Genomic DNA, 25,355 nt, shown 5'->3' with positions numbered 1-25,355 from the left:
GCCGCCTCGTCCTCATTCGGGGTCAAAACTGGAAGTAGATAAATGGAGCGACGCCCTTCGGCCCAAAAATTCCGACGCACAGGATGGTGAGGCTCGGAACCGCGACCTTGATCGACAGAGAAGCGTCCGCGTACCAGCGAACCAAGGTTTCGTAACTTTGCGGCCGTGTCAATTGCGTAGCGAAGCCGAGCAGCATCAAGATGATGACGAAAGGCGTCGCCGTCACGGGCCCCCCCGAATCACGCAGGATCAATCCGAAATAGTCAAACGCCGCGGAAGACGTCGGGCAGCGGAAGAAGATCCAGGCGGCGCAGACGACTTGAAAAGTCACGAACCAACCGAGCAAGCGAATGGCGAGAGGGCCTTTCGAGCTGTCGAAGCCGAATGTTTCCTTCAAGAATCGTTCGAGCGCCAGCCAGAAGCCGTGCAGACCGCCCCAGATGATGAACTGCGTGCCGGCGCCATGCCACAGGCCGCCGAGCAGCATGGTGACCATCAGATTGCGATAGGTGGCCCATCGCCCGCCGCGGTCGCCGCCCATCGGGATGTAGAGATAATCGCGCAGCCAGGAGGAGAGGCTCATGTGCCAACGGCGCCAGAAGTCGCGCAGGCTTGTCGCGCGATAGGGTTGATTGAAGTTCTGGGGGAATTGATAGCCCAAGAGATTCGCGACGCCGATGGCGATGTCCGTGTAGGCGCTGAAGTCGCAGTAAATGACGATGGCGTAGCCATAGGCGGCGAGGATCAGGTCGAGTCGCCCGAAGTCCGACGGATTGACGAAGACGGGGTCCACGAACAAGGTCGCAATGTGGCTCGCGATGACGACCTTCTTGACGAGGCCGCCGAGGATCAGAAAGAGGCTATTCGCAATATCGATGTGCTCGGGGTCGGACTTTTTTGACAGCTGGCCCAGGAAATCCGCCGCGCGCACGATGGGGCCGGCGACGAGATGCGGGAAGAAGGCCATGTAGAGGACGACGTCGAGCAGCGACTTCGACGCGTCGACCTTTTTGCGCGACACGTCGAGAACATAGGAAATGCCGTGAAAGGTCAGGAAGGAGATAGCGACCGGGAGAGGGACTTCTGTCGCGTTGATCTCCAAATTGAATCCGAGGAAGCCCGCCGCATTCATGAGCTCGGCGGCGAGGAAATCGAAATATTTAAAATAGGCGAGCGCGAGCAGGTTGAGCGTTACGGCTGCGGCGGTGATCAGGCTGCGCCGCGAGGGGGAGGTCGTCGCCGAAAGCAGTCGGCAGGCGAGATAGTTTCCCGTCGACGAAAAGAAGAGCAGGAAGGCGAAACGCCAATTCCAAGAGGCGTAGAATGCGTAGCTGACGAGGACCAGAAACGCCTTTTTCAGCGTGTTTTTATCGTTCAGCAACCAGGTGATTGGGAAAACGACCGCGAAGAAAAGGAGGAAGTCAATTGTTGGAAAGAGCATATTTCCGATACCTGAGCTGATTGATGACGGGCATCAGGAAGGTCGTGAAGGCGCGGGCGCCGATCCGGTAGCCCTCCGGCGTGAAGTGCACGTGATCGGCAGCCATGAGACGCGGGTTCGCCGACGCCCATTTCTGCGGACCGCAGCTCTGCGGCATGATGCTCGCCCAATCCCAGAAGGCGACCTGCTCCTGCTTCGCGAGCTCCTTCTGCGCCTCGCGCACCGGGTCGAGGCGCGGCGGGGTCGGGAAGGGACAATTCTGAGCCTTGGCCAGCTTTTTCTTGTCGGCGGGCGCCTCGGCGGTCTTGTTCTTATCGACGGCGGGCGCCTCGGCTGAATTTTTCTCTGCAGCCGGCGCCTGCGAATTTTTCTCTGCCGCCGGCGCTTGCGGCTTGTCCGCGGGCTTATCGGCGGTCGCGCCTTCGGGCTTCGGCGAAGGCTTGTCGGCGACGGCGGCGAGGGTCTGCGCATCGACCGGGGCCGGCGCGGTCGTCGCGGGCTTCTCGGCCGTCTTCTCTCCGCAAGCCCCAGGCTTCAGGCAGCCGGCGGGAACGCGATTGGCCTGCGGGGGCCCGACCAAGACGATGCGCGTGCCGGGCGAGGCCGCGCGGATCTTCTGGATGACCGAGCGATAGTGGCTGCGATAACGCTCGAGGTCGAGGTTGTCGTTGAATCCTTCATTCGTTCCGAAGGCGAGGACGACAATCTGCGGAGCGAGGCTCTTGAGCTCCTGCTCTAGCATCTCCCCGTCATATTTGTTGACGATGTCGATCGTCGCTCCGGGGAAGCCCACATTGCTGTAGGAGACGCCGCTGCGGCGATTGAAGACGCCGACGCCGGAAATCGTCACGGGCCGGTCGTTCACCGTCTTGATCTGCAGCTTCTGCAGCGTGTTCCCCGCCTTGTTCGGGCGGATCGTGAACAGCTGCCGCCCGTCCTCGTCGCTCTTCAGGCTGTAGCGCGTCGGCGGCTGATCGTTGATCGAAACCTCGATGTCGCCGTGCTCCGGGCCCGACAGGGTCTGAATCTCGATGCTGTCATAAGCGGCGGGCTCGGCGGGCGTGAATTTGAGCGTTTCGCCGGCGCGCCGGGTTTGCGCGTCGAAGCCCGATAGATGATAACGCGCGGAATCTTCGGATTTTTGCAGAGCGGAATAGCCCCAGCCCGAGCTCACGGCGACGTTCACGATCGCGCTGCGCACGCCCGGATGCGGCCGGCCGATTTCAAGATATCCTGGACCGCCGTTGCCAAACCGCCTTTGCAAAAGGCGTCGGATCTCGCCGGTAAAATAATCGGCCGCGGTGTGGCTGTCGCCGATCTGCAAGATCGTCAGACCGCCCCGCTTCTTGGGCGGCGCGATCCCCTTGACGTCATTGCTCGCCACGGCGAAGGCCTCAGACGCGTCTTGACCGAGCTGCGCGAAATCATCGGCTTCCTCCGGCGCGTCGGCGATATTGGCGCTGTCGCTCGGCGACGTCTCGGCGGCTTCCTTTCGGGATGTGGGCGCCAAATCCCTCTCTCCCAGGCCCAAACGGCGGTTCTCGGCCGCCAGGCGCAAGGAAGCATGAAGCACCGCCGAGCCGAAGATAACATTGTCGACTTCGTCCCGTACGGCTTGCGACAGGTTCTTCTGCGCTGGCGCGATGGCGCCGTCGGCCGAGCGGGGCAGGAAAAATCCTGCGGCGCCCGCGCATAAGGCGAGCGACGACCCGAGAAGAATGAGGGATTTCGTCGTAGCCGGGACTCTCGTCTTCATCGTTTCGTCCTCAGCTTGGACAGGGATACGCGACTTCGATGCCATTGGCGCTGAGTTGAGCAATTATTTTTGGCAACAAATAGGCGGAGATCATGTCGTATCCGGCCGGGGTGAAATGAACGCCATCCTGAGTTCGGATTTGTACTTTCGAGCCGCTCGCATCCGGGGCGTAGGCCTGGAAAACATCTCCCTTAGAACCATCCTGGCGCCAGGCGTCGACGAACACCGCTTTCTTATTATTGAGGGCGGCGATCGCATGCGCATAGATGTGGTTGATCTCAGTCGACTCGGCCTGCGCGGCTTGATCCCTCAAGACAGGGATGCCGAGCCAGATGAGCCCAGCCGGCGCAGTGGAGGCCTTGCTCAAGAAGGCCGAGACCTCCGCCTCATAGGCCTGGCTCCAATCCTTCGCGCCGAAGACCACGCGCGTGTTGGTCTTGGGATTCACGACGCCCTGGCGATCGTTGAGCCCCATCGACACGAGAATGAGATCCGGCTTGAACTCGGCGAAGATATCGGTCATCGCCTCAGGCCAGCTGTAGCGGTCGGGGCGCGTCAATCCGGTTCCATTCTCGCCGTAGCGGCCGAGCTTGATGCGCGGCTTCAGGCACGCCTCTTTCGAGACGAGCCTGAGAAGGCCGCCCCATACGCCGTCGATCATCGAGTCGCCGACGCAGGCGATGCGGATTTCGCCCTTCGTGGCCTCTTGGCCGAAGCTTGGCGCCGCCAAGAGAGTCGCGGCGGCCCCGCAGGAAAGTTGCAGTCCGCGACGCAGAAGGCCGCGACGCGTGGGCGGGAGGATCGAAAACATCATCAAAGCTCCGCCGCGATTACTTTGAGGCGACTTCCGCATGCGCGTCGCCCGCAGGGGCCGGCTCGAGCGCCGCCTGTTCTGCGGGATCCTTCTGGGGCGCATGACGCTTCTTCGCGTGCGCCCGCTTTCGCTTCGAGCCCTTGGACCCCGAATCGTCCCCTTGATCCGCCTTGCCGGCCTCGATCGGGACGCCAGCCGCTTCGCTCGCCCGCGCCCAGAGCATCGAATAGCCGCGCATGTTGAAATGCACCCCGTCGCCGGCGCGGAGATCCCCTTCGCAGAGCGCAGTATCGGCGGCGCTGACGTATGGAATCTTGCCGGCCAGGCGCGTCTTCAGGATCTCGTCGAGCTTGGCGACGTTCTTGTTCCAGCCTTTGCGCACGCAGGGCGGGCCGACCCACACGACGTGCAGATCCTCGCTCTTCGCGAAGGCGACGATCTTGTCGATGCCGCTCTCCACACCCTTGATCGAGCCCACGGCGTCGTTCGTGCCAAGGCTGATGATCGCCACCGAGTCATGCGGCACGCGCTTCAACTGCGAGAGCGCGTCGGCGCTGCGGATGGTCACGCTGTTATGCGCCAGGCGGGGAACATGTCCCGCCATCGATATGCCGACCCCGATGCTGTCGCCGATCACGATGGCCTTCGAGGCGTAGCTTTGAGAGGCGCAGCAAAGCAGCGCAGCCAATCCGCCCAAAGCGCTAAAGGTGAGCGAGCGGATCGACCTAGGAATCGTGACGGCGTCTTTGAATGAAATCATTGCAGCCCCTCGTCGTCGACTTGATTTTGTTTGTAGATTGTAAAGGTTAAGCCTTCCATAAGGCTGGTTACGCCTTGCTTAAGGGATTCTTCGGCAAGCTATCGGGTCAAAATTTGACTGAAACGGGGCCTTGAGGAGTTTCATTGTGGCGAGAGCGGGATCGTCGTCAGGGGCGTGGCGTGCGACGCAATAGGGTGAGCCGCGAGAGCGGCGGAGGCGGGGCGTCGCTCGAACTGGAAGACTTCACGGCGGAGCCCATTTACAGCTTCCGGCAGGCCTCGCGCCCGCACCCCCAAGATGGAGACTCGAAAATGAACAAGCGACTGGCGATCGCTTTGACGGCTGCGGCCCTCTTGCTGCCGCAGCTTCCCCCTGCGGCGACCGCGGCCCCGGAGGAAGAGCACGGCGGCTGGAAACTATCGGAGGAGGACAAGAGCGCCTTCCTGGACGCCCGAGTGGCCGCGCTGAAGGCCGGATTGAAGCTCACGCCGGCGCAGGAAAAGAACTGGCCGCCGGTGGAGGCCGCCATCCGCGAATTTTCAAAGGCGAAAGCGGCTCGCAAGGCGGAATGGCACGAGAAATTCAAGGAGCAGGAAGGCCATCGCAACTTCATTGAAGGCCTTCAATTTCATGCAAAGACAATGGAGATCTTAGGCGGAGATCTCGGCAAGCTCGCCGATGCGGCCAAGCCGCTCTACGAAAGCCTGGACGACGCCCAAAAGCACCGCCTCGTCATTCTCGTGCATCATATGCGCCACGAGCATGAGCATATGGGGCATTGGGGCGAGCATTCTGGCGATCATGAAGATTAGCGGCTCCGCAGAACGCCGCGGCTCGATCACGCTGCGTTCAGGCCGAATCGCCTGAACGCAGTAAATGTGATCGGTTTCAAAAATTTAGAGCGCGACTTGTGAGAGAAACTAGTTTCCACTTTCTCGCATCGCGCTCTAAGGTCAGCCTCGAGATTGGCCGGCCGCCCGTTTCCCGGCGCAATGCGGCCGGGACTCCCGGGAACTTTAGACGTCTGAGCAGAGCGGTCCACCGGATAAGGCTCGTCGGAATCGACTGGCGAGCCCAGGGAAGAGCGACGAGCGTCTGAAGCCGGGCAAGGCTCGCGCCTGAATCGGGCTGCTTACGATGTAATCCCAGGTTTGGACGCCATTTTCCCTTCGGCGTCGCTCCTCGGGCACACGCTTGCCTTTCTTAAAATCAACGTATATAGATATCTTTATGTTTCATTTGGAGCGCGCCGTGAACGATCCCGACCTGCTGGAATTCGACGCCGCCCTCGCCGCGCTGAACGCCGCGGCGGAGGAGACGCGGCTGCGCCTTCTGCTCCTGCTCGCCGAAAGCGAGCTCACCGTCAGCGAGATCGTCGCCATCCTCGGCCAGTCGCAGCCGCGCGTCTCCCGCCATCTCAAGCTGCTCGTCGAGGCGGCCCTCGTCGAGCGCCGCCGCGAAGGCGCCTGGGCCTTTTTCCGACTCGCCCAATCTGGGTCGGCGGGCCCCCTGGCGCGAAAGCTTCTCGGTTCGGTCGATCCCAGGGACCCGATTCTCGCCGCTGACGCAGCAAGGCTTGCCGAGACGCGCGCCGCGCGCGCCGAGAGCGCCGCGCGCTATTTCGCCGAGCACGCAGACGAGTGGGACGACATACGCTCGATGTATGTCCCGGAATCGCGGGTCGAGACGGCGATCATGGAGGCCGTCGGCGAGGGCCATATTCGTCAGCTCGTCGATCTCGGCGCGGGCGCCGGACGCATGCTGGAGCTCCTCGCGCCGCAGGCCGATCGGGCCGTCGGCGTCGATCTTTCCTCGGCGATGCTCGCCGTCGCGCGCGGCCGCATGGAGGAGGTCAGAGCGCGCAATGTGCAGTTGCGCCAGGGGGACCTTTATGCGCTGCCCGTGACCCGCGACAGCTGCGATCTCGCGGTCATGCATCAAGTGCTGCATTATCTCGAGGATCCGGCGCGCGCGCTCAAGGAGGCGGCGCGGATACTCTCGCCGGGCGGCCGGCTCGTCATCGTCGACTTCGCTCCGCATAACGACGAGAGCCTGCGCACCGAGCACGCCCATCGTCGCCTCGGCTTCTCGCATGAGGAGATTTCCGACCTCGTCGGTCGCGCCGGGCTGGAGATGATTTCGCACCGTGACCTCGAGCCCGATGCGCGCGAGGGCGCGAAACTGACCGTGTCGCTGTGGGTCGCTCGCGATCCGCGCATTGTCACCGACATCGTTTCTTCCAAAGCCGTCGAGACCGTCTGATGTCGATCGAACCGCGCCACCCGCTCTCGCCCAAGGGCGAATTCGTCATCTCCTATGAATTCTTTCCGCCGAAGACCCCGGAGATGGAAACGCAACTCTGGGCCAGCGTGAAGCGTCTCGAGCCGCTGCATCCGCGCTTCGTCTCGGTGACCTATGGCGCTGGCGGCACAACGCGCGAGCGCACCCATGCGATCGTGCTGCGCATTGCTCGCGAGACGGGGATGAAGCCCGCCGCGCATCTCACCTGCGTCGCCTCAACCCGTGAGGAGACCGATCGCATTATCCGCGCCTATTGGGAGGCGGGCGTGCGCCACATCGTGGCCTTGCGCGGCGATCCGCCCGGGGGCGTGGGAAGCCCCTTCATGCCGCATCCGCTGGGCTACCCGTCGTCGAGCCACCTCGTGCGCGGAATCAAGGCCATCGCCGATTTCGAGATTTCCGTCTCGACCTATCCCGAGGGGCATCCCGAGAGCCGATCGATCGATCAGGACATCGACGCGCTGAAGGCGAAGATCGACTGTGGCGCGACGCGCGCCATCACCCAGTTTTTCTTCGAGAACGAGGTCTATCTGCGCTTTCTGGAGCGCGCTCGCGCCCGCGGGATCACGATCCCGATCGTGCCGGGCATCATGCCGGTGCGCAATTTCAAGCAGGTCTCGGGCTTCGCCAAAAAGGCCGGCGCGAGCGTGCCCGCCTGGCTCGCCGATCGGTTCGAGGGACTCGAGAATGATCAAGAGACCCACGCGATCGTCGCGGCGGCGACGGTCGTCGAGCAGGTGATGGATCTCGTCAAGAACGGCGTCAACGAGTTCCATTTTTACACGAACAACCGCGCCGATCTCGTTTTCGGCATCTGCCATCTCCTCGGCGTGAGGCCCGTCCGCGAAAAGGTTGAAGCATGACTTTCGACAAAGCCCATGGCCCTTCGATTCTGGAGGCCCTCGAAACGCGCGCCAGCGAGCGCATTTTGATCCTCGACGGCGCGATGGGGACGATGGTCCAGCGCCACAAGTTCAGCGAAGAGGATTTTCGCGGCGAGCGCTTCAAGGATCATCACAAGGATCTGCGCGGCAACAACGATCTCCTGATTTTTACGCAGCCGGAAGCGATTCTGGAGATCCACCGCCAATATCTGCGCGCCGGCGCCGACATCATCGAGACCAACACCTTTTCGGCGACGACGATCGCGCAGGCGGATTACGGGCTCGAGGCGATCGTATCGGAGCTCAATCGCGAAGGCGCAAGGCTTGCGCGCCGCGCCTGCGAGGAAATCGGCCGTGAGACGGGCATCGCCCGCTTCGTCGCCGGCTCGATCGGGCCGACGAATCGAACCGCCTCGATCTCGCCGGACGTGAGCAATCCGGGCTTTCGCGCCGTCAGCTTCGACGAGCTTCGCGCCGCCTATAAGCAAGCGGCGCTCGGCCTCATCGAAGGCGGCGCCGACATTCTGCTCGTCGAGACGATTTTCGACACGCTGAACGCCAAGGCCGCTATCGCGGCGCTCGAGGACGCGTTCGACGAGGTCGGCACGCGCTTCCCGATCATGATCTCGGGCACGATCACCGATCTTTCCGGGCGCACGCTCTCGGGCCAGACGGCCCGCGCTTTCTGGCATTCGCTTGCCCACGCGCGTCCTTTCTCGATCGGCTTCAATTGCGCGCTCGGCGCAAAAGAGATGCGTCAGCACATCGTCGAGATCGGCCGCGCGGCCGACACGCGCGTCTGCGCCTTCCCCAACGCCGGCCTTCCCAATGAGTTCGGGCTCTATGACGAGAGCCCGGAATATATGGCCGAGCTCGTCGGCGAATTCGCGCGCTCGGGCCTCGTCAATGTGCTGGGCGGCTGCTGCGGCACGACGCCCGATCACATCGCCGCGATCGCGAAGGCGGCGCAAGGCGTCGCGCCGCGCGAGATTCCGGAGATCCCGCCGCTTCTGCGGCTTTCGGGCCTCGAGCCCTTCACGCTCACGAGCGATATCCCCTTCGTCAACGTCGGCGAGCGCACCAATGTGACCGGCTCGGCGAAATTCAGAAAGCTCATCACGGCCGGCGAATACGCCGCGGCGCTCGACGTCGCGCGCGATCAGGTGGCGAACGGCGCGCAGGTCATCGACGTGAACATGGACGAGGGCCTGCTAGACTCCAAGCAGGCGATGGTCGACTTCCTCAATCTCGTCGCCGCCGAGCCGGACATTGCCCGCGTGCCGGTGATGGTCGACAGCTCCAAGTTCGAGGTCATCGAGGCCGGGCTCAAATGCCTGCAGGGCAAAGGCGTCGTCAATTCGATCTCGCTCAAGGAAGGCGAGGAGAAATTCCGAGACGAGGCCAGGAAAGTTTCCCGATACGGCGCCGCTATGGTCGTCATGGCCTTCGACGAGAAAGGTCAGGCCGACACCTTCGAGCGCAAGGTCGAGATCGCGAAGCGCGCCTATAAGATCCTGGTCGAGGAGGTGGGCTTTCCGCCTCAGGACATCATCTTCGATCCCAACATCTTCGCGGTCGCGACCGGGATCGAGGAGCATGAGAACTACGGCGTCGACTTCATCGAGGCCACGAAGGCGATCAAGGAGGCGATGCCGCTCGTCCATGTTTCGGGCGGCGTCTCGAATCTCTCCTTCTCGTTTCGCGGCAACGAGCCGGTGCGCGAGGCCATGCATTCCGTGTTCCTCTACCACGCCATCCAGGCGGGGATGGACATGGGCATCGTCAACGCCGGCCAGCTCGCCGTTTATGAGAAGATCGACCCCGAGCTGCGCGAGGCCTGCGAGGACGTGGTGCTCAACCGCCGCAAGGACGGAACCGAACGACTCGTCACGCTCGCCGAGAAATTCAAGGGCGCCGGCGCCAAGCGGGAAGAGAAGGACGCGGCCTGGCGCGAGGCCTCCGTCGAGAAGCGGCTCGAATATGCGCTGGTCAACGGCGTCGCCGACTATATCGAGGCGGACGTCGAGGAAGCGCGCATAGCTTCCACGAGGCCGCTCGATGTGATCGAGGGCCCCCTGATGGCCGGGATGAACGTCGTCGGCGATCTCTTCGGCCAGGGCAAGATGTTTCTGCCGCAGGTCGTCAAATCCGCCCGCGTGATGAAACAGGCCGTCGCACATTTGCTTCCCTATATGGAGAAGGACAAGGATCAGCGCTCCAGCGCCGGCAAGATCCTGCTCGCGACCGTCAAGGGCGATGTGCACGACATCGGCAAGAACATCGTCGGCGTCGTGCTCGGCTGCAATAACTTTGAGGTGATCGACCTCGGCGTGATGACGCCTGCGGCGAAGATCATCGAGATGGCGCGCAACGAAAAGGTCGATCTGATCGGTCTGTCCGGACTGATCACGCCTTCGCTCGACGAAATGTGCTTCGTCGCCTCGGAGCTCGAACGCGAAGGCTTCGAGACGCCGCTTCTCATCGGCGGCGCGACGACGAGCCGGGTTCATACGGCCGTGAAAATCAGCCCCAATTATCGACGTGGCCAGGCGGTCTATGTGACCGACGCAAGCCGTGCGGTGGGCGTCGCGCAGGCGCTCCTATCCGCGACGCGCGGCGACTACAAGGCCAAGACACGCGACGAATATGAGCGTGTCGCAGAGGTCCACGCCAAGGCGCAGGCGGACAAGAACAGGGTTCCGATCGCCGCCGCGCGCGCCAACGCCGCGAAGCTCGACTGGGAGTCCTACACGCCGACGAAGCCGACTTTTACCGGCGTCAGGGGCTTTGCGAGCTACGATGTGGCGGAGCTCATCCCCTATATCGACTGGACGCCCTTCTTCTCGACCTGGGAGTTCAAGGGGCGCTTTCCGGCGCTACTCGACGATCCCGCGCGGGGCGAGGCGGCGAGGACGCTTTATGACGACGCGCGCGCCATGCTCGATCGCATTGTGGCGGAGCGCTGGTTCACGCCCAAGGCCGCGATCGGCTTCTGGCCGGCGAATTCCGTGGGCGACGATATCGCCCTCTATACCGGCGAGTCGAGGCAAGAACGGCTCGCGACGCTCTACACGCTGCGCCAGCAACTGCCCCGCCAGGGAGCAAGGCCCAATCTCGCGCTTGCCGATTTTGTCGCGCCCGAAGGCTCGGGCAAGGCCGATTATATCGGCGCCTTCGTCGTCACGGCCGGGGCCGAGGAGGCGAAGATTTCGGCCCGTTACGCCCGCGCCAACGACGATTATGGCTCGATCATGGTCAAGGCGCTCGCCGACCGGATCGTGGAGGCCCTGGCCGAACGCATGCACGAGCGCGTGCGGCGCGAGTTTTGGGGCTATGCCGCGGCCGAGAATCTTGCGCCGCAGGAGCTGATGGGCGAGCCCTATCAGGGCATTCGCCCGGCGCCCGGCTATCCGGCGCAGCCTGACCACAGCGAGAAGGCGACCTTGTTCCGCCTCCTCTCCGCGGAGCGCACGGGGGCGAAGCTCACCGAGACTTTCGCGATGTCGCCGCCTTCGACGATTTGCGGCGTCTATATTGCGCATCCGGAGGCGCATTATTTCGGGGTCAGCAAGGTCGAGCGCGATCAGGTCGAGGATTACGCCCGCCGCAAGGGCGTCCCGGTCGCCGAGATGGAGCGCTGGCTCGCGCCGGTGTTGAATTATGCGCGCGAGGTCGAGGCGGCGGCGGAGTAGGGCGGCCCGGTCGGCGCGCCCGAGCCTCGCGGCTAGACGCAATGCTCGCAGGGGCATATGCCTAGCCGCTAACGTGATGAAGCCCGCAGCCTGCTCCCTCTCCCCGCAGGCGGGGAGAGGCGGGGGCGAGGGGCTCTGGCGCGTTGTCCTTCAGTTTGCACACGCCAGAGAGTTCGCTGACGGGACTTCTTATCGGGGCGATACCCAAGCCCCTCACCCTAACCCTCTCCCCGTGAACGGGGAGAGGGAATAAGCTCCAGGTCGCATTCCATGCCGGTAAATCGCCTCTTCTCGATCGTGCTCTGGACGGGCGTCGGCGCCGCCGCCTTGTTCGCGCTGTATACGCTCGCGATCACGCGCGGCGAGAGCGTCAATGCGCTCTGGCTCGTCACCGCGGCGATCTGCATCTATCTCATCGGCTTTCGCTTCTATGCGACCTTCATCGCCAAGCGCGTGCTGCGCATCGATCCAGCGCGTCCGACGCCCGCCCATGTCTTGAACGATGGGCTCGACCATGTGCCGACGAACAAATATGTCTTGTTCGGCCATCATTTCGCGGCGATCGCCGGGGCGGGGCCCTTGGTCGGCCCGGTGCTCGCGGCTCAGATGGGCTATCTTCCCGGCGCGCTCTGGCTCGTCATCGGCGTCGTCTTCGCCGGCGCGGTGCAGGACTTCCTCGTTCTGTTCATCTCGACGCGCCGCGACGGCCGCTCGCTTGGCGATTTGATCAAGAGCGAGATGGGCGAGGCTGCGAGGCTCGTCGCGATGATCGGCATTCTCGCGATCATGATGATCCTGCTCGCCGTGCTTGGCCTCGTCGTGATCAAGGCGCTGGCCGACAGCCCTTGGGGAACCTTCACCGTCTTCGCCACGCTTCCCATTGCCGTGCTGATGGGCGTCTACGGGCGTTTTCTGCGGCCGGGCCGCGTCGGCGAGATGTCGCTCATCGGCTTCGCGCTGCTGATGGCGAGCCTCGCGCTCGGCCGCGTCGTCGCCGGAAGCGAGACCCTTGCGCCGCTCTTCACCTTCAAGGGCGAGACGCTGGCCTTCATGCTGATCGCTTACGGCTTCGTCGCCTCGGTGCTACCCGTCTGGCTTCTGCTCGCCCCGCGCGACTATCTCTCCACCTTCCTCAAGATCGGCACGATTCTCGCGCTGGCGGTGGGCATCTTCATCGTCTGGCCCGATCTCAAAATGCCGGCGATCACGCGCTTCGTCGACGGCACGGGGCCGGTGTTTGCGGGAAGCCTTTTCCCCTTCCTTTTCATTACGATCGCCTGCGGCGCCGTCTCCGGCTTCCATGCGCTCGTCGCCTCCGGCACGACGCCGAAGATGATCGACAATGAGGCGGAAATCCCCTTTATCGGCTATGGCGCGATGCTGATGGAGTCCTGCGTCGCGATCATGGCGCTGATCGCCGCCAGCGTGGTCGAGCCCGGCGTCTATTTCGCGATGAACAGCGCGCCGGCGGTCATCGGCTCGACGCCCGAGGCCGCGGCGCAGGCGATCTCGAGCTGGGGCTTTGCGGTCTCGGCCGTCGATTTGCAGAACATCGCGCGGGACGTCGGCGAGAAGAGCGTGCTTTCCCGCACCGGCGGCGCGCCGACCCTCGCGGTCGGCATGGCGCATATTCTGGCCTCAGCCGTCGGCGGCGCGGGGGCGCGCGCCTTCTGGTATCATTTCGCGATTCTGTTCGAGGCGCTGTTCATTCTGACGACGATCGACGCCGGCACGCGCGTCGCCCGCTTCATGATTCAAGACTTTGTCGGAACTTTCTACCCGGCTTTTCGGCGCACCAGCGCTTGGATCCCCAATCTCGTCGCGACCGGCGTCGCCGTCACGGGCTGGGGGTGGTTCCTCCATCAGGGCGTCGTCGATCCGCTGGGCGGCATCAACACTCTGTGGCCGCTCTTTGGCATCGCCAATCAGATGCTCGCCGCGATCGCGTTGACGCTCTGCTCGGTCGTGCTGTTCCGGATGAAGCGCGAGCGTTACGCCTTCGTCGCCGTCGCACCCGCGGCTTGGCTCTATATCTGCACGCTGACGGCGGGGCTGGAGAAGATTTTCCACACCGACCCGCGCATCGGCTTCCTTGCCCACGCCAGCCGCTTCAGCGAGGCGCTGGCGAAAGGCGAGGTGCTCGCGCCGGCGAAGACCCTGCTCGAGATGCAACGCATTCTGTTCAACGACTATGTCGACGCGACGCTGGCCGCGGTGCTGATTGCGCTCGTCCTCACCATGGGCGCCTTCGGACTTCGCGCCATGCGCGCCGCTCTCCGCTGCGAAAATGCGACGACCAAGGAGACCCCGCATGGACTGCCCGAGCTGCAACCTGCCGAGGCTTGATCTCTCGCGTCTCGCCGCGCGGCTGCGCGAGGGCGCCAATTTGATGGTCGGCCAACCCGATTACGACGCCTATGCACGGCATAGACAGGCGCGCCATCCCGGCGCGCCGATCATGTCGCGGGAGGAGTTCTTCCTGGAGAGACAGGCGCGCCGCTATGGCGAGGGCGGCGGCGCCCGGGTCTTCCGTTGCTGTTGAGGCCCGGTGGTGGGCGTCGACGCAAATTCGGACGAAGGCCGGGCCCTCCAGGCGCTGCTCGCTTATTACCACGCGCTGGGCGTCGATTGCGCGGTGGATGGGACGCCGCACGATCGCTTCGAGGAAAGTCGGCGGCCTTCCCTCCGATCGCCGCCGCCTGAAGTCGCTCGCGACAACGCGCCTGTCTCACGGGTCGTCGCCGCGCCGCTCGCTGCGGACGAAGTGACGGCCGAAGCGGAACGGATCGCCGCTGGCGCGCGTGATCTCGAGACGCTGGCGCAAGGCCTCTTCGGATTTGAAGCGCTCGGCATGGGCCGGCGCGCCCAGCATTTTCTTTTCGCGGAGGGTGTTCCGGGCTCTGCCGTCATGGCGATGGAGGCTGCGCCCGGCGCAGAGGAGGAGCGCAGCGGCGCGCCCTTTAGCGGCCCCGAAGCGCGACTGCTCGAAGCCATGCTGAAAGCGATCGGCGTCTCCCGAAGCGACGCTTATCTCGCTTATTTCGCGCCTTGGCGCTCGCCCGGCGGCCAAGCGCCCGCCCCGCATCACGTGGAGGCGCTGACGCCTTTCGCGCGCCGCCACATTGCGCTCGCGAGGCCCAAGGTCCTGCTACTCTTCGGCGAGTTTGCGCCTCGCGCGCTCGGCCGCGAAGAAGCTTTCAGCAAGCTTCGGTGGCGACGCTTCGAGCTCAGCTTCGACGGCGCCGAAGTTTCGGCCTTCGTCGCGCCGGACCTCCCGTCAATCTTGAAGAGCGGCGCGATGAAGCGGCCTGCGTGGAAGCTGCTGCGCTCCGCCGCGGCGAGCCTGCGCGGCGAGGCAGCTAGGGATCGATAGATTTTAACCACAAGTCTTAGTTCATATGCCAGCCGTGGCTGACGATGATCGACTCGCCGGTCAGCGCGTTCGTCTTGAAGGCCGCGAGCATCAGCGCGACATCCGCCACATCGCTCACCATCGTGAACTGCTTGTCGACCGTTTCGCCGAGCATGATCTCCTTGACGACGCGCTCCTCGCTGATGCCGAGCTCTTGCGCCTGCTCCGGGATCTGCTTCTCGACGAGCGGCGTCAGCACGAATCCCGGGCAAATGATGTTGGCGCGGACATTGTGCTTGGCGCCCTCCTTGGCCATGGTGCGCGCGAGCCCTAGCAGACCGTGCTTCGCCGTGACATAGGCGGATTTGAGCGGCGAGGCCTCGTGGCTGTGCACGGAGCCCATGTAGATCAGCGCGCCCGACTTCTGCGGATACATGTATTTCACGCAGGCCTTGGTCGTCAGGAACGCCCCGTCGAGATGGATGGCGAGCAGCTTCTTCCATTGCGCGAAAGGAAACTCCTCGATCGGATGCACGATCTGAATGCCGGCGTTGGAGACGAGAATGTCGATCGTCCCGAAGGTCTTGGCGGCGAGATCGACGCCAGCATTGACCTGATCCTCGTTCGAGACGTCCATTGCGACCGCGAACGCGACTTTCTCGCCGCCGAGCTCGGTCGCGGCGGCCTTGGCCGCGTCGAGATTGAGGTCGGCGATCACGACGCGGCCGCCCGCCTCGACGTAACGCTTGGCGATGGCGTGCCCGATGCCGCTCGCGGCGCCGGTGACGAAAGCGATTTTGCCTTTGAGATCCATATCTCCGCTGCTCCTTAAGTCTTCCAGGACTGTCTTGATCGCCCCTGTGGTTGTCCGACGCGGTCTCAAGCCGCGCAGCGGATCGGCATCTCTCGGATGTCGTCCGCGATCAGCAGTTTCGCGGCCGTCGCCGCGACGATCTCATCCGTCGCGACGCCTGGCGCGCGCTCGCGCAGAACCAACCCCTCGTCCGTCGGCTCGATCACGGCCAGCTCCGTCACGACGAGGCTCACGCGTCGCATGGCGGTCGGCGGCAGCGTCAGTTTCTCGACGATCTTGGGTCTTCCCTTCGCCGTGTGCTGCATGGCGATGATGACGCGCTTCGCGCCGACGACGAGGTCCATGGCGCCGCCCATGCCCGGAACGATCTTGCCGGGCACCATCCAATTGGCGAGCCGCCCTTGCTGGTCCACTTGCAGGCCGCCGAGCACTGTCATGTCCAAATGGCCCCCGCGGATCAAGGCGAAGCTCACGGCGCTGTCGAAGCTGATCGCTCCCGGAAGCGCCGAGATGAAGCCGCCGCCGGCGTCGGTCAGGTGCGGGTTCTCCATGCCATTGGGGGGCGGCGCGCCGAAACCGATGATGCCGTTCTCGCTCTGGAAGGCCACGGAGATCCCCGCCGGGACATAATGCGCGACGAACGTCGGCAGCCCGATGCCGAGGTTGACGAGCGTGTTGTTGCGCAGCTCGAGCGCCACGCGCCGGGCGATGATTTCCTTGGCGTCCATCAGTGGGGCCTTTCTACGAGATGGTCGACGAGCACGCCGGGCGTGCGCACCGCATCCGGAGGAATCACGCCGACCGGCACGATCTGAAGCGGCTCGGCGATGGTGACCTCGGCGGCGAAGGCGATGATCGGATTGAAATTGGCCGCGGTGAGGCGATAGGTGAGATTGCCGTTGTAGTCCGCGTCATGCGCGTGCAGCAGCGCGAAGTCGGCGCGCAGCGGCTTTTCGAGCAGGAATTTTACGCCATCGACGTCGATAACGGGCTTTCCGTCCTCGACCACGGTGCCGAGGCCCGTGGGCGTGAGGACGCCGCCGAGCCCGCTCCCCCCGGCGCGAATCCGCTCGATGAGCGTGCCTTGCGGCACGAGCTCCACGGTGATCTCGCCGGCGATCATCTTCTTTTGCGTGATCGGATTCGTGCCGATGTGGGAGGCGATGACGCGCGACGCGCAGCCCGCGTCGATGAGCTTGCCGATGCCGATCGCGGGAAACGCCGTATCGTTGGCGATGACGGTGAGGCCCCGCGCGCCGCGCGCCACGAGGGCGTCAATGATTCGGTGCGGTGTTCCGACGCCCATGAAGCCGCCGATCATGACGCTCGCGCCGTCCGGCACCAGCGCCGCGGCTTCCTTCGCCGTTATCGCTTTTTGCACGGTTTCTCCTTAAGCGACGAGAGAGAGGCTGGCGGCGAGCGGCGTCGCATCGCCGGCCATGGCCGGGCGCTCAGCGAGAACTCGACCCGGCGGCAACCATTCCCGAACTCTATGTCTTTGCGAAGACAATCCCTTTGCGAAAGCGTCGCCGGGCGCTAGAGCGCGATGCGAAAAAGTGGGACCCGGTTTTTCGCACAAATCGCGCTCTAAGTTTTTAGAATCGATCACGTTTTTCTGCGTTCAGGCGATTCCGCCTGGACGCAGCGTGATCTAGGCGCCGGAATGCGGGTCGAGATAGTCGTAGACGACCTTGCCGAGGCCGAGCGTCAGATCGGCGACGATGTGGACGGTCGAGACCAGATCGACGATCGGTAGCTCCGCGACGGGGGCGAGCGCGTGCCAGAAGAGCTCGATCGCGCCGGGCCCAGTCCAAGCGCCTTTGACGGTCACGTCCTCCAGACGGTAGTCGACGAGCTCCAAGATGCGCGGACTGCCGTCGACATGCGGGATGATTTTCAGGAGATAGTTTGGAACGGCGAGAGACTTTGTGACGGCGTCGAGGTCGAGCGCCTCATATTTGAAGCCCATGGTGGCGGTCACGACCCGCACGGGGCCGCTGTCGAGCGTTCCGACCAGCGCGTCTTGCGCGACCTGGATCTTCGGCTTCGCGAGCTTCTTCGGAAAGCCCCAGAGCTCGCGTCCGCCGTAGATCGGCGCGCCGTCGTCGAGGAACATCGCATGGGTGTAATTGCCGGCGACGCCGTTGAAGCGCACCGGGATGACCTGACCCGATTCGGTGTAATCTCCAAAGCCCGTCGAATTCGGCATGCGGATGAATTCAAACTTCACCAGCGGCTCGTCGAAGGTGAGCGGCTCGGGAAGGATTTTCTCGAGCGCGGCCGGGTCGGTGCGATAAGTGATGATGAAATATTCGCGATCGTAGAAACGAAACGGCCCGCGCGGGAAGGCCGGACTGGTGAGCGGCATGGAGAAGGCGCGGCGGCGGACTTCGTCTATCTTCATGGCGAACTTCCTTTTTCGCACTGCGCCGCGGCGGCGCGAGCTCCTCATAAAGCTGTGTTCCTCGCCCGCTGCTCGCGGCTCAAGGTCAGATCGAAGACCTTCACCCCGCTGCGCGGCGGCGTGCGGGCGATCCAATCCGGATGCGTAAGCGTTTTCTCGACGTCCATTCGTCCGTCGGCCCAGTTGCGCTCCATCGTGTAACGCGAAAATTCATAGTCTTTCGAAGCGCTCTCGGCCACGGCGCGGCGATGGATGAGATGCACGATCGTCGTCGCGCGAGGGGAGCCGTAATCGTCGATCACCCGCCAGTCCGGGTCGTCGCGCAGCTCCGCGGGCAATCGCTCCGAAAATCGGTGGATCGCCTCGCGCACCGCGCAGCGGCGGCGCTCGACGTCGGTGTTGAGGCGGGTGCGGCTCGAATAGCGGATGTCTTTTTCGCGCTGCGCGACTTCGAGCATCGTCTTCGGCAGCTCGCCGAGGGCGCTGAAGAGGTCGATCTGGAAGACGCAGATGTTTTCGTGGTCGCCTTCGAAGTCGAGCACATATTGCAGCGGCGTGTTGGAGACGAGGCCGCCGTCCCAATAGAACTCGCCGCCGATCTCGATCGGCGGAAGGCCCGGCGGCAGCGCGCCGCTCGCCATCACATGCTCGGGTCCGATCTTGTGATATTTGGTGTCGAAATACTGGAAATTGCCGGTCCGCGCGTTCGTCGCGCCGATGCTGTAGCGAATGGGGCCGGCGTTCAGGAGATCGAAGTCCACGAGCCGCCGTAACGTCTCCTCTAGAGAGGCCGTATCGTAGAGGCTCAAATTTCCCGGATCGTAGGGCCAGCCGGGGATGAGCGGCGGCGCGCGCGGCGTGAAGAAGCCCGGCACGCCGAAGCCAGCCGTCAGCGCGGCGCTCGACTCGTTGAAGAGGCGCAGGCTCGCGCCGTCCTTAGACACCGGCGGGGCCGTGAGCAAAGCCGAGGTCTGCCGCCAGAACTGAGCGAGCCGCTCGGCGCGGAGCGCCGGCGGATTGCCGCAGATGATCGCGCCATTGATCGCGCCGATCGAGATGCCGGCGAGCCAGTCGATCTCGATCTTGCTCTCCGCCAGCGCCTCGAAAGCGCCGGCCTGGTAGGAGCCCAGCGCCCCGCCGCCTTGCAGCACGAGCGCTTTGAGCTCCTTCGTCTGCTTTGTCATTCGCTCCGGCAATCCTCTCGTTCGCGCCTGGGAAGTTAGTCGGACAACATGTCGGTTTTTGGAAGGTCGGCGCTGGACCCAAGAGCGCGATGCGAAAAAGTGGAAACCAGTTTTTCGCACAAATCGCGCTCTAAACTTTTAGAATCGATCACGTTTTCTGTATTCAGGCGATTCCGCCTGAATACGGCGTGATCTAATGCGGCTGCAAGCGGGAGAGGGAAGACGCGGCGCGTCATCCGAGCCTCGTCCTGGCCGCCTTCAACGTCCCGATGCGCGCGAGCGCGTTCTCGCGCCGCTCGCGATGCTCGTCGATGACCTCTTCCTCCGCCTTGGCCAGGAAGCCCTCGTTCGAGAGCTTGGCGTCGAGCTTCCTCACCTCGGCGTCGTGCTTCTCGATCTCCTTGTCGAGACGCTTGGCTTCCGCGGCGAGGTCGATGACGCCCTCGAGCGGCAGCGCCGCGAGCGTCCCGCGCACCAGGAACTGCGCGCTGCTCTTTGGCGGGGACTCCGCAAAAGCGACGCTGGAAAGCCGCGCGAGCTTCTGCAACGTGTCCTGCCAGCGCAGCGCGCGCGCCCGCGCCGCCTCGTCGGCGCCGACGAGCACGAGCGGGATCTCCGTCGCGCCCAGATTCATCTCGGCCCGCAGCGAGCGGACCTCGGAGACGAGCTCGACGATCCAGCCGATCTCCGCCTCCGCCGCGTCGTCCTCGAGTCCTTCGAGCTGCGGCCAGGCGCCGAGCGCCAGCAGGCTTTCCCGCTTTGGCCCCGCCGCGCCCTTGATCGCCCAGAGCTCCTCGGTGATGAAGGGCATGAAGGGATGCAGCAGCGCATAGATCTGATCGAGCGCGAAGGCCGTGCAGGCGCGCGTCTCGTCCTTTGCGGGACCGTCCTCGCCGGAGAGTAGCGGCTTCGTCAGCTCCACATACCAATCGCAGAAGATGTTCCACACGAAGCGATAGGCGGCGTTGGCGGCGTCGTTGAAGCGATAGGCCTCGATCGCGGCGCTGATCTCGCGGGACGCGCGCGCGGCCTCCGTCACGATCCAACGATTGAGGACGTTCTGATTGGCTTTCGGGTCGTAGCCCTCGACGCGCGCGCAGCCGTTGATCTCGGCGAAGCGCGAGGCGTTCCAGAGCTTCGTCGCGAAATTGCGATAGCCCTCGACGCGCTGGGTCGAAAGCTTGATGTCGCGGCCCTGCGCCGCCATGGCGGCGAGCGTGAAGCGCAGCGCATCCGCGCCATACTGGTCGATGAGGCCAAGCGGATCGATCACATTGCCCTTCGACTTCGACATCTTCGCGCCCTTCTCGTCGCGGACGAGCGCGTGAATATAGACGTCGCGGAAGGGGACCTCGCCCATGAAATGGAGGCCCATCATCATCATGCGGGCGACCCAGAAGAAGATGATGTCGAAGCCCGTGACGAGCACCGTCGTCGGATAGAAGCGGGCGAGCTCTTTCGTCTCGTCGGGCCAGCCGAGCGTCGAGAAGGGCCAAAGCGCCGAGGAGAACCACGTGTCGAGCACGTCCTCATCGCGCGCGAGCGCGACGTCGCGGCCATGCTTTTCGCGCGCTTGCGCCTGCGCCGCCTCGTCGCTGTCGGCGACAAAGACATTGCCCTCCTCGTCGTACCACGCGGGGATGCGATGGCCCCACCAGAGTTGGCGCGAGATGCACCAGGGCTGGATGTTGTCGAGCCATTCGAAATAGGTCTTCTCCCAATTTTTTGGCACGAAAACAGTCTTGCCCTCGCGCACGGCTTTCAGCGCCGGCTGTGCGAGAGTCTTGGCGTCCACGTACCATTGGTCGGTCAGCCGAGGCTCAAGCACAACTTGAGAGCGGTCGCCGTGCGGCACCATATGCGTATTGGGCTCGATCTTGCCGAGCAGGCCGCGCGCCTCCATCATCGCGACGATTTTCGCGCGAGCGTCGAAGCGGTCGTGACTGTCCAACGCCGTAAAGCTTTGCGTCAAGTCCGCGCTCGATTCCAAGCCTTCATGGAACTCGGCGTTGCCCTGCAGCGTCACACGCCCTTCTAAATCCAAGACGTTGACGACGCGTAGCCCATGCCTTTTCCCGACCTCGAAATCGTTGAAATCGTGCGCGGGGGTGATCTTCACGGCGCCGGTGCCCTTTTCCGGGTCCGCGTATTCGTCGGCGACGATCGGAATGCGCCGGCCGACGAGCGGCAGGATCACATGTCGACCAATGAGGTACTTCAGCCTCTCGTTCTCGGGATGCACCGCAACGCCCGTGTCCCCCAACATCGTCTCGGGGCGCGTCGTCGCCACAGTGATCACGGCGCCGTCGTCGCCCTCCAGCGGATAGTCGAAATAATAGAGATGGCCGTTGGGATTCTTGTCGAGAATCTTGGCCAACGCCGCCGCGTCGAAGGGCTTTTCGCCGCCGCGCTCCCATTTGAACGCGCCGCGACACTCGACCTGCTGCACCTCGAGGTCGGAGATCGCCGTGTGGAGCTTCGGATCCCAATTGACAAGGCGCTTGTCCTTGTAGATCAGCCCCTCGCGATGGAGCGCGACGAACACTTTGACAACGGCGCGCGAGAGCCCTTCGTCCAGCGTGAAGCGTTCGCGCGACCAGTCGCAGGAGGCGCCAAGGCGCTTCAATTGCTCGACGATCGCGCCGCCCGACTCCGCCTTCCAGGCCCAGACGCGCTCCAGGAACTTCTCGCGGCCAAGCGCGCGGCGATGCTCCTGGCGCTCCATGAGCTGGCGCTCGACGACCATCTGCGTCGCGATGCCGGCGTGGTCCGTGCCGGGCTGCCAGAGCACGTCCTTGCCCTGCATGCGCGCGTGGCGGGCGAGAATGTCCTGCAGCGTGTTGTTGAGCGCATGACCCATGTGCAGATTGCCGGTGACGTTCGGCGGCGGGATCACAATGGAATAGGGTGCGGCGGCGGCGCGCTCCGGACGGCCGGCGCGAAAGGCGCCCGCGCTTTCCCAATTCTCTCGGATTCGTCGCTCGATCGCGGCTGGGTCGAAGGTCTTTTCCATTGTGCTGCTAGAAGGTTCCTGCCGTCGGCGCGGCTTGTCCGGCTCAAGGTCAAGGCCGCTATTGGCATGGTTTATAGCGCAAGTCGAACGAGATAGGCCGCGGGTGAGCGCGCTTTTCCTTGCCGGGCTCGGAGACGGGGAATCGCGCCAAGCTCAAGGGGCTAGTCAAATGCTGGCCAGAAGATGAGGCGTCTGCTGCGGGGTTCACTTAAGGTATTTTACCTATCTGGCATAATTGTGTCGAAGTTGTGGAGGTTCTTAGTTTTGTCGAAATTTCCCCCGTGCAAACAAGGACTGTGTCTTTTGGGTCACACCTCAAGAATATTTCTCTGTGTGGATTGCAATTGTCTTCGGCGAGCTGATACTCCTTGTATCGCTGTGACGGCCTGAGACGCCGCCGACGGCGGAACAAGGCGACGCGGGACAGCGTGCTGAACGAGGAGCCTTCGATGGGCAAGCTCATCACCAATCTGGCTTTCATCACAATGATTTCGACACCCGCCATTGCGATGGCCAAGGCTACGCATTCTCCGGAAGTCGGCGTCGGCATCCTAGGGGCCGCGCTCGCGGCCGGGGTGGTTCAGGTCTTTTTTTGAGCCTTTGAGAGCGCGACGCGCCTTTCGGGACGGCGCGCGCTTTTGCCTCTAACGGAATCTTCGAGAGGACTTAGTTTCTAGCAGCGGGCCGGAGACGCGCGCGTTGACTTCCCCGACCCGGCCCCCTAAAAGCCGAGCCAACCTCGTCTAGCCGCTCTTGAGAAGCGGCGGACCCACGTCCGGCGGCGCGTTGCGCTCCCGGGCGCTTTTGCGTTTGGCTGAACTGACGGCCGGCCCTTCCGGGCCATCGGGAGAAAACGATGTTCGAGAGCCTTTCCGACAAGCTCTCCGGCATATTCGACAAGCTCACGCGGCGCGGCGCCCTTTCCGAGGCCGACGTCGCCGAGGCGTTGCGCGAGGTGCGCCGAGCGCTGCTCGACGCCGACGTGGCGCTCGACGTGGCGCGCGCTTTCTCCGAGAAGGCGCAGGAGCGCGCTGTCGGCGCCAATATCGTCAAGTCGATCTCGCCTGGCCAGATGGTCATCAAGATCGTCAATGACGTGCTAGTCGAGACCCTGGGCGAGACGGCGGAGCCGATCTCTCTCGACGCCAATCCGCCCGTCGCCATCATGATGGTCGGCCTGCAGGGCGCGGGCAAGACGACGACGACCGCCAAGATCGCCAAGCGCCTGAAAGAGCGCGAGAAGAAGCGCGTGCTGATGGCCTCGCTCGACGTGAAGCGTCCGGCGGCGCAGGAGCAGCTTGCCGTGCTCGGTCGCCAGGTCGGCGTCGACACGCTCCCCATCATGGGAGGCCAGACGCCCGTGCAGATCGCGCGGCGCGCGATGGAGTCGGCGCGCAAGGAAGGCTACGACGTGGTGCTGCTCGACACGGCCGGACGCACCCATATCGACGAACCGCTGATGCAGGAGATGGTGGACATCAAGTCCTACGCCAGCCCGCATGAGATTCTGCTCGTCGCCGACGCCCTGACCGGTCAGGACGCGGTCAATCTCGCCAAGAATTTCGATCAGCGCGTCGGCGTCACCGGCATTGTGCTGACGCGCATGGACGGCGACGGACGCGGCGGCGCGGCGCTCTCGATGCGCTTCGTCACCGGCAAGCCGATCAAGCTCATCGCGACGGGCGAGAAGATGGACGCGCTGGACGAGTTTTCGCCCAAGCGCATCGCAGACCGCATCCTCGGCATGGGCGACATCGTCGCGCTCGTCGAGAAGGCCGCCGCGGCGATCGACCAGCAAGAGGCGATGCGCGCTGCCGAGCGCATGGCCAAAGGCAAGTTCGATCTGCAGGACCTTTCCGATCAGCTCGGCATGGCCGAAAAAATGGGCGGCCTGGGCGGCATGATGAGCCTTCTGCCCGGCGTCGCCAAGATGAAGGATCAGCTCGCCTCGGCGAAGATGGACGACAAGTCGATCAAGCGCATGCGCGGGATCATCTTCTCGATGACGCCGAAGGAACGGCGCAACCCCGATATCCTCAAGGCCTCGCGCAAGAAGCGCATCGCCGCCGGCGCCGGCGTCAAGGTCGAGGAGGTCAACAAGCTGTTGAAGCAGCACCGCACGATGTCCGACGTGATGAAGGCGATGGGCGGCATGAAGCGCGGCGGCGGCGGCATGATGGGCAAGGCCGCGCAGATGATGGGCCTTGGCAATCTGCCGACGCCCTCGCCGGAGGAGATCGCCAGATTGCAAAAGCAACTGGGCGGCGGCGCGCTGCCGCCCGCGCCGGGCGGGCTCCCCGAGGCGCCGCCCAAGGAATTGTTCGCTCCAAAGCCCGGCGCTTTGCCTGGGCTTGGCGGCGGCGGAGGTCTCTTCGGCGGGCTCAACCCGTTCGGGAAGAAGAAGTGACGGGGAGTGAGTGGCGAATAGGGAATAGCGAATAGGAAGACAGTTTCCACTCGCTATTCGCTATTCGCTATTCGCTCCTCCCAAAGGCAAAGGAAAGCACAGATGTCTCTCAAAATTCGTCTCTCCCGCGGCGGCGCCAAGAAGCGTCCCTTCTATAGCGTCGTCGTCGCCGATTCGCGCTCCCCGCGCGACGGCCGCTTCATCGAGAAGCTCGGCACCTTCGATCCGCTGCGCCCGAAGGACGCGACGGACCGTCTCGTGCTCGACGCCGAAAAAGCGCAGGCGTGGATCGCCAAGGGCGCGCAGCCGACCGATCGCGTCGCGCGGCTGCTGGAAGGCGTCGGCGTCGGCAAGCGCGAGGCGCGCAGCAATCCGCAAAAGGCCCAGCCCAAGAAGAAGGCCCAAGAGCGCGCCGCCGCGGCGGCTGCGGCTTCCGCCGAAGCGGCGGCCTGACGCAAGGGCGCGCGAGCCCTCTCCCCGCGTGCGGGGGGAGGCTTAGGGTGCGGGACGAAGGGCCGGGGGTTTAACGAATA

General features: G+C 64.0%; 20 protein-coding genes. 10 read left to right on the top strand and 10 right to left on the bottom strand.

Going from position 1 to position 25,355, the window contains the following annotated elements:
- Positions 1-22: 22 nt before the first annotated feature.
- The 4 genes from QMG80_RS18095 to QMG80_RS18080 are packed head-to-tail and all read right to left on the bottom strand — an operon-like array spanning position 23 to position 4,771.
- Positions 23-1,441 (bottom strand): MBOAT family O-acyltransferase, encoded by a 1,419-nt coding sequence (locus QMG80_RS18095; protein WP_085770449.1) that lies wholly within the window; start codon positions 1,439-1,441, stop codon positions 23-25.
- Complete coding sequence (locus QMG80_RS18090) at positions 1,422-3,197, bottom strand: GDSL-type esterase/lipase family protein (RefSeq protein WP_158658586.1); 1,776 nt, start codon at positions 3,195-3,197, stop codon at positions 1,422-1,424. The genes QMG80_RS18095 and QMG80_RS18090 overlap by 20 nt, the downstream gene beginning before the upstream one ends.
- A 10-nt stretch (positions 3,198-3,207) precedes the next feature.
- Positions 3,208-4,011, bottom strand: a complete 804-nt coding sequence (locus QMG80_RS18085; RefSeq protein ID WP_158658585.1) for an SGNH/GDSL hydrolase family protein — start codon at positions 4,009-4,011, stop codon at positions 3,208-3,210.
- A 16-nt stretch (positions 4,012-4,027) separates the two neighbouring features.
- A complete protein-coding gene (locus QMG80_RS18080; RefSeq protein WP_085770446.1) occupies positions 4,028-4,771 on the bottom strand; it encodes an SGNH/GDSL hydrolase family protein in 744 nt (247 codons plus the stop codon).
- Between the two features lie 311 nt (positions 4,772-5,082).
- On the opposite strand from QMG80_RS18080, the gene QMG80_RS18075 reads away from it, so the two are divergent.
- The 7 genes from QMG80_RS18075 (at position 5,083) to QMG80_RS18045 (ending at position 15,021) form a co-directional block, all read left to right on the top strand.
- Positions 5,083-5,583 carry a Spy/CpxP family protein refolding chaperone gene (locus tag QMG80_RS18075; protein ID WP_085773489.1) on the top strand — a complete coding sequence of 167 codons (501 nt, stop codon included), beginning with the start codon at positions 5,083-5,085 and terminating at the stop codon, positions 5,581-5,583.
- A 418-nt stretch (positions 5,584-6,001) separates the two neighbouring features.
- Positions 6,002-7,033 carry an ArsR/SmtB family transcription factor gene (locus tag QMG80_RS18070; protein ID WP_085770445.1) on the top strand — a complete coding sequence of 344 codons (1,032 nt, stop codon included), beginning with the start codon at positions 6,002-6,004 and terminating at the stop codon, positions 7,031-7,033.
- The gene (gene metF / locus QMG80_RS18065; protein WP_085770444.1) at positions 7,033-7,935 is read left to right on the top strand and encodes a methylenetetrahydrofolate reductase [NAD(P)H]; all 903 of its coding nucleotides are present in this window, start codon (positions 7,033-7,035) and stop codon (positions 7,933-7,935) included. Before QMG80_RS18070 ends, metF begins: the two co-directional genes overlap by 1 nt.
- Positions 7,932-11,648, top strand: a complete 3,717-nt coding sequence (gene metH, locus QMG80_RS18060; RefSeq protein WP_085770443.1) for a methionine synthase — start codon at positions 7,932-7,934, stop codon at positions 11,646-11,648. Before metF ends, metH begins: the two co-directional genes overlap by 4 nt.
- 270 nt (positions 11,649-11,918) lie before the next feature.
- On the top strand, positions 11,919-13,994 hold the full coding sequence (locus QMG80_RS18055) for a carbon starvation CstA family protein (RefSeq protein WP_085770442.1): 2,076 nt from the start codon (positions 11,919-11,921) through the stop codon (positions 13,992-13,994).
- Positions 13,960-14,190, top strand: coding sequence for a YbdD/YjiX family protein (locus tag QMG80_RS18050; RefSeq protein ID WP_085770441.1), 231 nt, complete (start codon positions 13,960-13,962; stop codon positions 14,188-14,190). The genes QMG80_RS18055 and QMG80_RS18050 overlap by 35 nt, the downstream gene beginning before the upstream one ends.
- Positions 14,191-14,199: 9 nt before the next feature.
- Positions 14,200-15,021 carry a uracil-DNA glycosylase gene (locus QMG80_RS18045; protein WP_085770440.1) on the top strand — a complete coding sequence of 274 codons (822 nt, stop codon included), beginning with the start codon at positions 14,200-14,202 and terminating at the stop codon, positions 15,019-15,021.
- 16 nt (positions 15,022-15,037) lie between these two features.
- Here the strand turns inward: QMG80_RS18045 and QMG80_RS18040 are convergent, their stop codons facing one another.
- The 6 genes from QMG80_RS18040 to QMG80_RS18015 form a co-directional block, all read right to left on the bottom strand.
- The gene (locus QMG80_RS18040) at positions 15,038-15,814 is read right to left on the bottom strand and encodes a 3-hydroxybutyrate dehydrogenase (RefSeq protein WP_085770439.1); all 777 of its coding nucleotides are present in this window, start codon (positions 15,812-15,814) and stop codon (positions 15,038-15,040) included.
- A 65-nt stretch (positions 15,815-15,879) separates the two neighbouring features.
- A complete protein-coding gene (locus QMG80_RS18035; protein ID WP_085770438.1) occupies positions 15,880-16,542 on the bottom strand; it encodes a 3-oxoacid CoA-transferase subunit B in 663 nt (220 codons plus the stop codon).
- Positions 16,542-17,195 (bottom strand): 3-oxoacid CoA-transferase subunit A, encoded by a 654-nt coding sequence (locus tag QMG80_RS18030; protein ID WP_085770437.1) that lies wholly within the window; start codon positions 17,193-17,195, stop codon positions 16,542-16,544. Before QMG80_RS18030 ends, QMG80_RS18035 begins: the two co-directional genes overlap by 1 nt.
- A gap of 270 nt (positions 17,196-17,465) precedes the next feature.
- On the bottom strand, positions 17,466-18,218 hold the full coding sequence (locus QMG80_RS18025) for an acetoacetate decarboxylase (RefSeq protein ID WP_085773488.1): 753 nt from the start codon (positions 18,216-18,218) through the stop codon (positions 17,466-17,468).
- 44 nt (positions 18,219-18,262) lie between these two features.
- Complete coding sequence (locus QMG80_RS18020; RefSeq protein WP_085770436.1) at positions 18,263-19,402, bottom strand: DUF3734 domain-containing protein; 1,140 nt, start codon at positions 19,400-19,402, stop codon at positions 18,263-18,265.
- 232 nt (positions 19,403-19,634) lie between these two features.
- Positions 19,635-22,415, bottom strand: coding sequence for a valine--tRNA ligase (locus QMG80_RS18015; RefSeq protein ID WP_085770435.1), 2,781 nt, complete (start codon positions 22,413-22,415; stop codon positions 19,635-19,637).
- Between the two features lie 449 nt (positions 22,416-22,864).
- Here QMG80_RS18015 and QMG80_RS18010 point away from each other — a divergent pair, with 449 nt between their 5' ends.
- The 3 genes from QMG80_RS18010 (at position 22,865) to rpsP (ending at position 25,275) form a co-directional block, all read left to right on the top strand.
- Positions 22,865-23,011, top strand: coding sequence for a hypothetical protein (locus tag QMG80_RS18010; RefSeq protein WP_158658584.1), 147 nt, complete (start codon positions 22,865-22,867; stop codon positions 23,009-23,011).
- A 260-nt stretch (positions 23,012-23,271) separates the two neighbouring features.
- Positions 23,272-24,822 carry a signal recognition particle protein gene (gene ffh / locus QMG80_RS18005; protein WP_085770433.1) on the top strand — a complete coding sequence of 517 codons (1,551 nt, stop codon included), beginning with the start codon at positions 23,272-23,274 and terminating at the stop codon, positions 24,820-24,822.
- A gap of 102 nt (positions 24,823-24,924) precedes the next feature.
- Positions 24,925-25,275 carry a 30S ribosomal protein S16 gene (rpsP, locus tag QMG80_RS18000; protein ID WP_085770432.1) on the top strand — a complete coding sequence of 117 codons (351 nt, stop codon included), beginning with the start codon at positions 24,925-24,927 and terminating at the stop codon, positions 25,273-25,275.
- Positions 25,276-25,355 lie beyond the last annotated feature (80 nt).

It is taken from the genome of Methylocystis bryophila, assembly GCF_027925445.1.
GTDB classification, from domain to species: domain Bacteria; phylum Pseudomonadota; class Alphaproteobacteria; order Rhizobiales; family Beijerinckiaceae; genus Methylocystis; species Methylocystis bryophila.
This window is presented reverse-complemented; position numbering and strand designations above follow the sequence as displayed.

What these genes read in the sequence shown, in the direction of transcription:
- QMG80_RS18055 (WP_085770442.1), top strand. Translation starts at nt 11,919, where the DNA reads ATGCCGGTAAATCGCCTCTTCTCGATCGTGCTCTGGACGGGCGTCGGC.
- QMG80_RS18040 (WP_085770439.1), bottom strand. Translation starts at nt 15,814, where the DNA reads ATGGATCTCAAAGGCAAAATCGCTTTCGTCACCGGCGCCGCGAGCGGC.
- QMG80_RS18080 (WP_085770446.1), bottom strand. Translation starts at nt 4,771, where the DNA reads ATGATTTCATTCAAAGACGCCGTCACGATTCCTAGGTCGATCCGCTCG.
- metF (WP_085770444.1), top strand. Translation starts at nt 7,033, where the DNA reads ATGTCGATCGAACCGCGCCACCCGCTCTCGCCCAAGGGCGAATTCGTC.
- QMG80_RS18075 (WP_085773489.1), top strand. Translation starts at nt 5,083, where the DNA reads ATGAACAAGCGACTGGCGATCGCTTTGACGGCTGCGGCCCTCTTGCTG.
- QMG80_RS18025 (WP_085773488.1), bottom strand. Translation starts at nt 18,218, where the DNA reads ATGAAGATAGACGAAGTCCGCCGCCGCGCCTTCTCCATGCCGCTCACC.
- QMG80_RS18010 (WP_158658584.1), top strand. Translation starts at nt 22,865, where the DNA reads ATGGGCAAGCTCATCACCAATCTGGCTTTCATCACAATGATTTCGACA.
- QMG80_RS18095 (WP_085770449.1), bottom strand. Translation starts at nt 1,441, where the DNA reads ATGCTCTTTCCAACAATTGACTTCCTCCTTTTCTTCGCGGTCGTTTTC.
- rpsP (WP_085770432.1), top strand. Translation starts at nt 24,925, where the DNA reads ATGTCTCTCAAAATTCGTCTCTCCCGCGGCGGCGCCAAGAAGCGTCCC.
- QMG80_RS18015 (WP_085770435.1), bottom strand. Translation starts at nt 22,415, where the DNA reads ATGGAAAAGACCTTCGACCCAGCCGCGATCGAGCGACGAATCCGAGAG.
- ffh (WP_085770433.1), top strand. Translation starts at nt 23,272, where the DNA reads ATGTTCGAGAGCCTTTCCGACAAGCTCTCCGGCATATTCGACAAGCTC.
- QMG80_RS18085 (WP_158658585.1), bottom strand. Translation starts at nt 4,011, where the DNA reads ATGATGTTTTCGATCCTCCCGCCCACGCGTCGCGGCCTTCTGCGTCGC.
- QMG80_RS18090 (WP_158658586.1), bottom strand. Translation starts at nt 3,197, where the DNA reads ATGAAGACGAGAGTCCCGGCTACGACGAAATCCCTCATTCTTCTCGGG.
- QMG80_RS18050 (WP_085770441.1), top strand. Translation starts at nt 13,960, where the DNA reads ATGGACTGCCCGAGCTGCAACCTGCCGAGGCTTGATCTCTCGCGTCTC.
- QMG80_RS18035 (WP_085770438.1), bottom strand. Translation starts at nt 16,542, where the DNA reads ATGGACGCCAAGGAAATCATCGCCCGGCGCGTGGCGCTCGAGCTGCGC.
- metH (WP_085770443.1), top strand. Translation starts at nt 7,932, where the DNA reads ATGACTTTCGACAAAGCCCATGGCCCTTCGATTCTGGAGGCCCTCGAA.
- QMG80_RS18070 (WP_085770445.1), top strand. Translation starts at nt 6,002, where the DNA reads ATGTTTCATTTGGAGCGCGCCGTGAACGATCCCGACCTGCTGGAATTC.
- QMG80_RS18020 (WP_085770436.1), bottom strand. Translation starts at nt 19,402, where the DNA reads ATGACAAAGCAGACGAAGGAGCTCAAAGCGCTCGTGCTGCAAGGCGGC.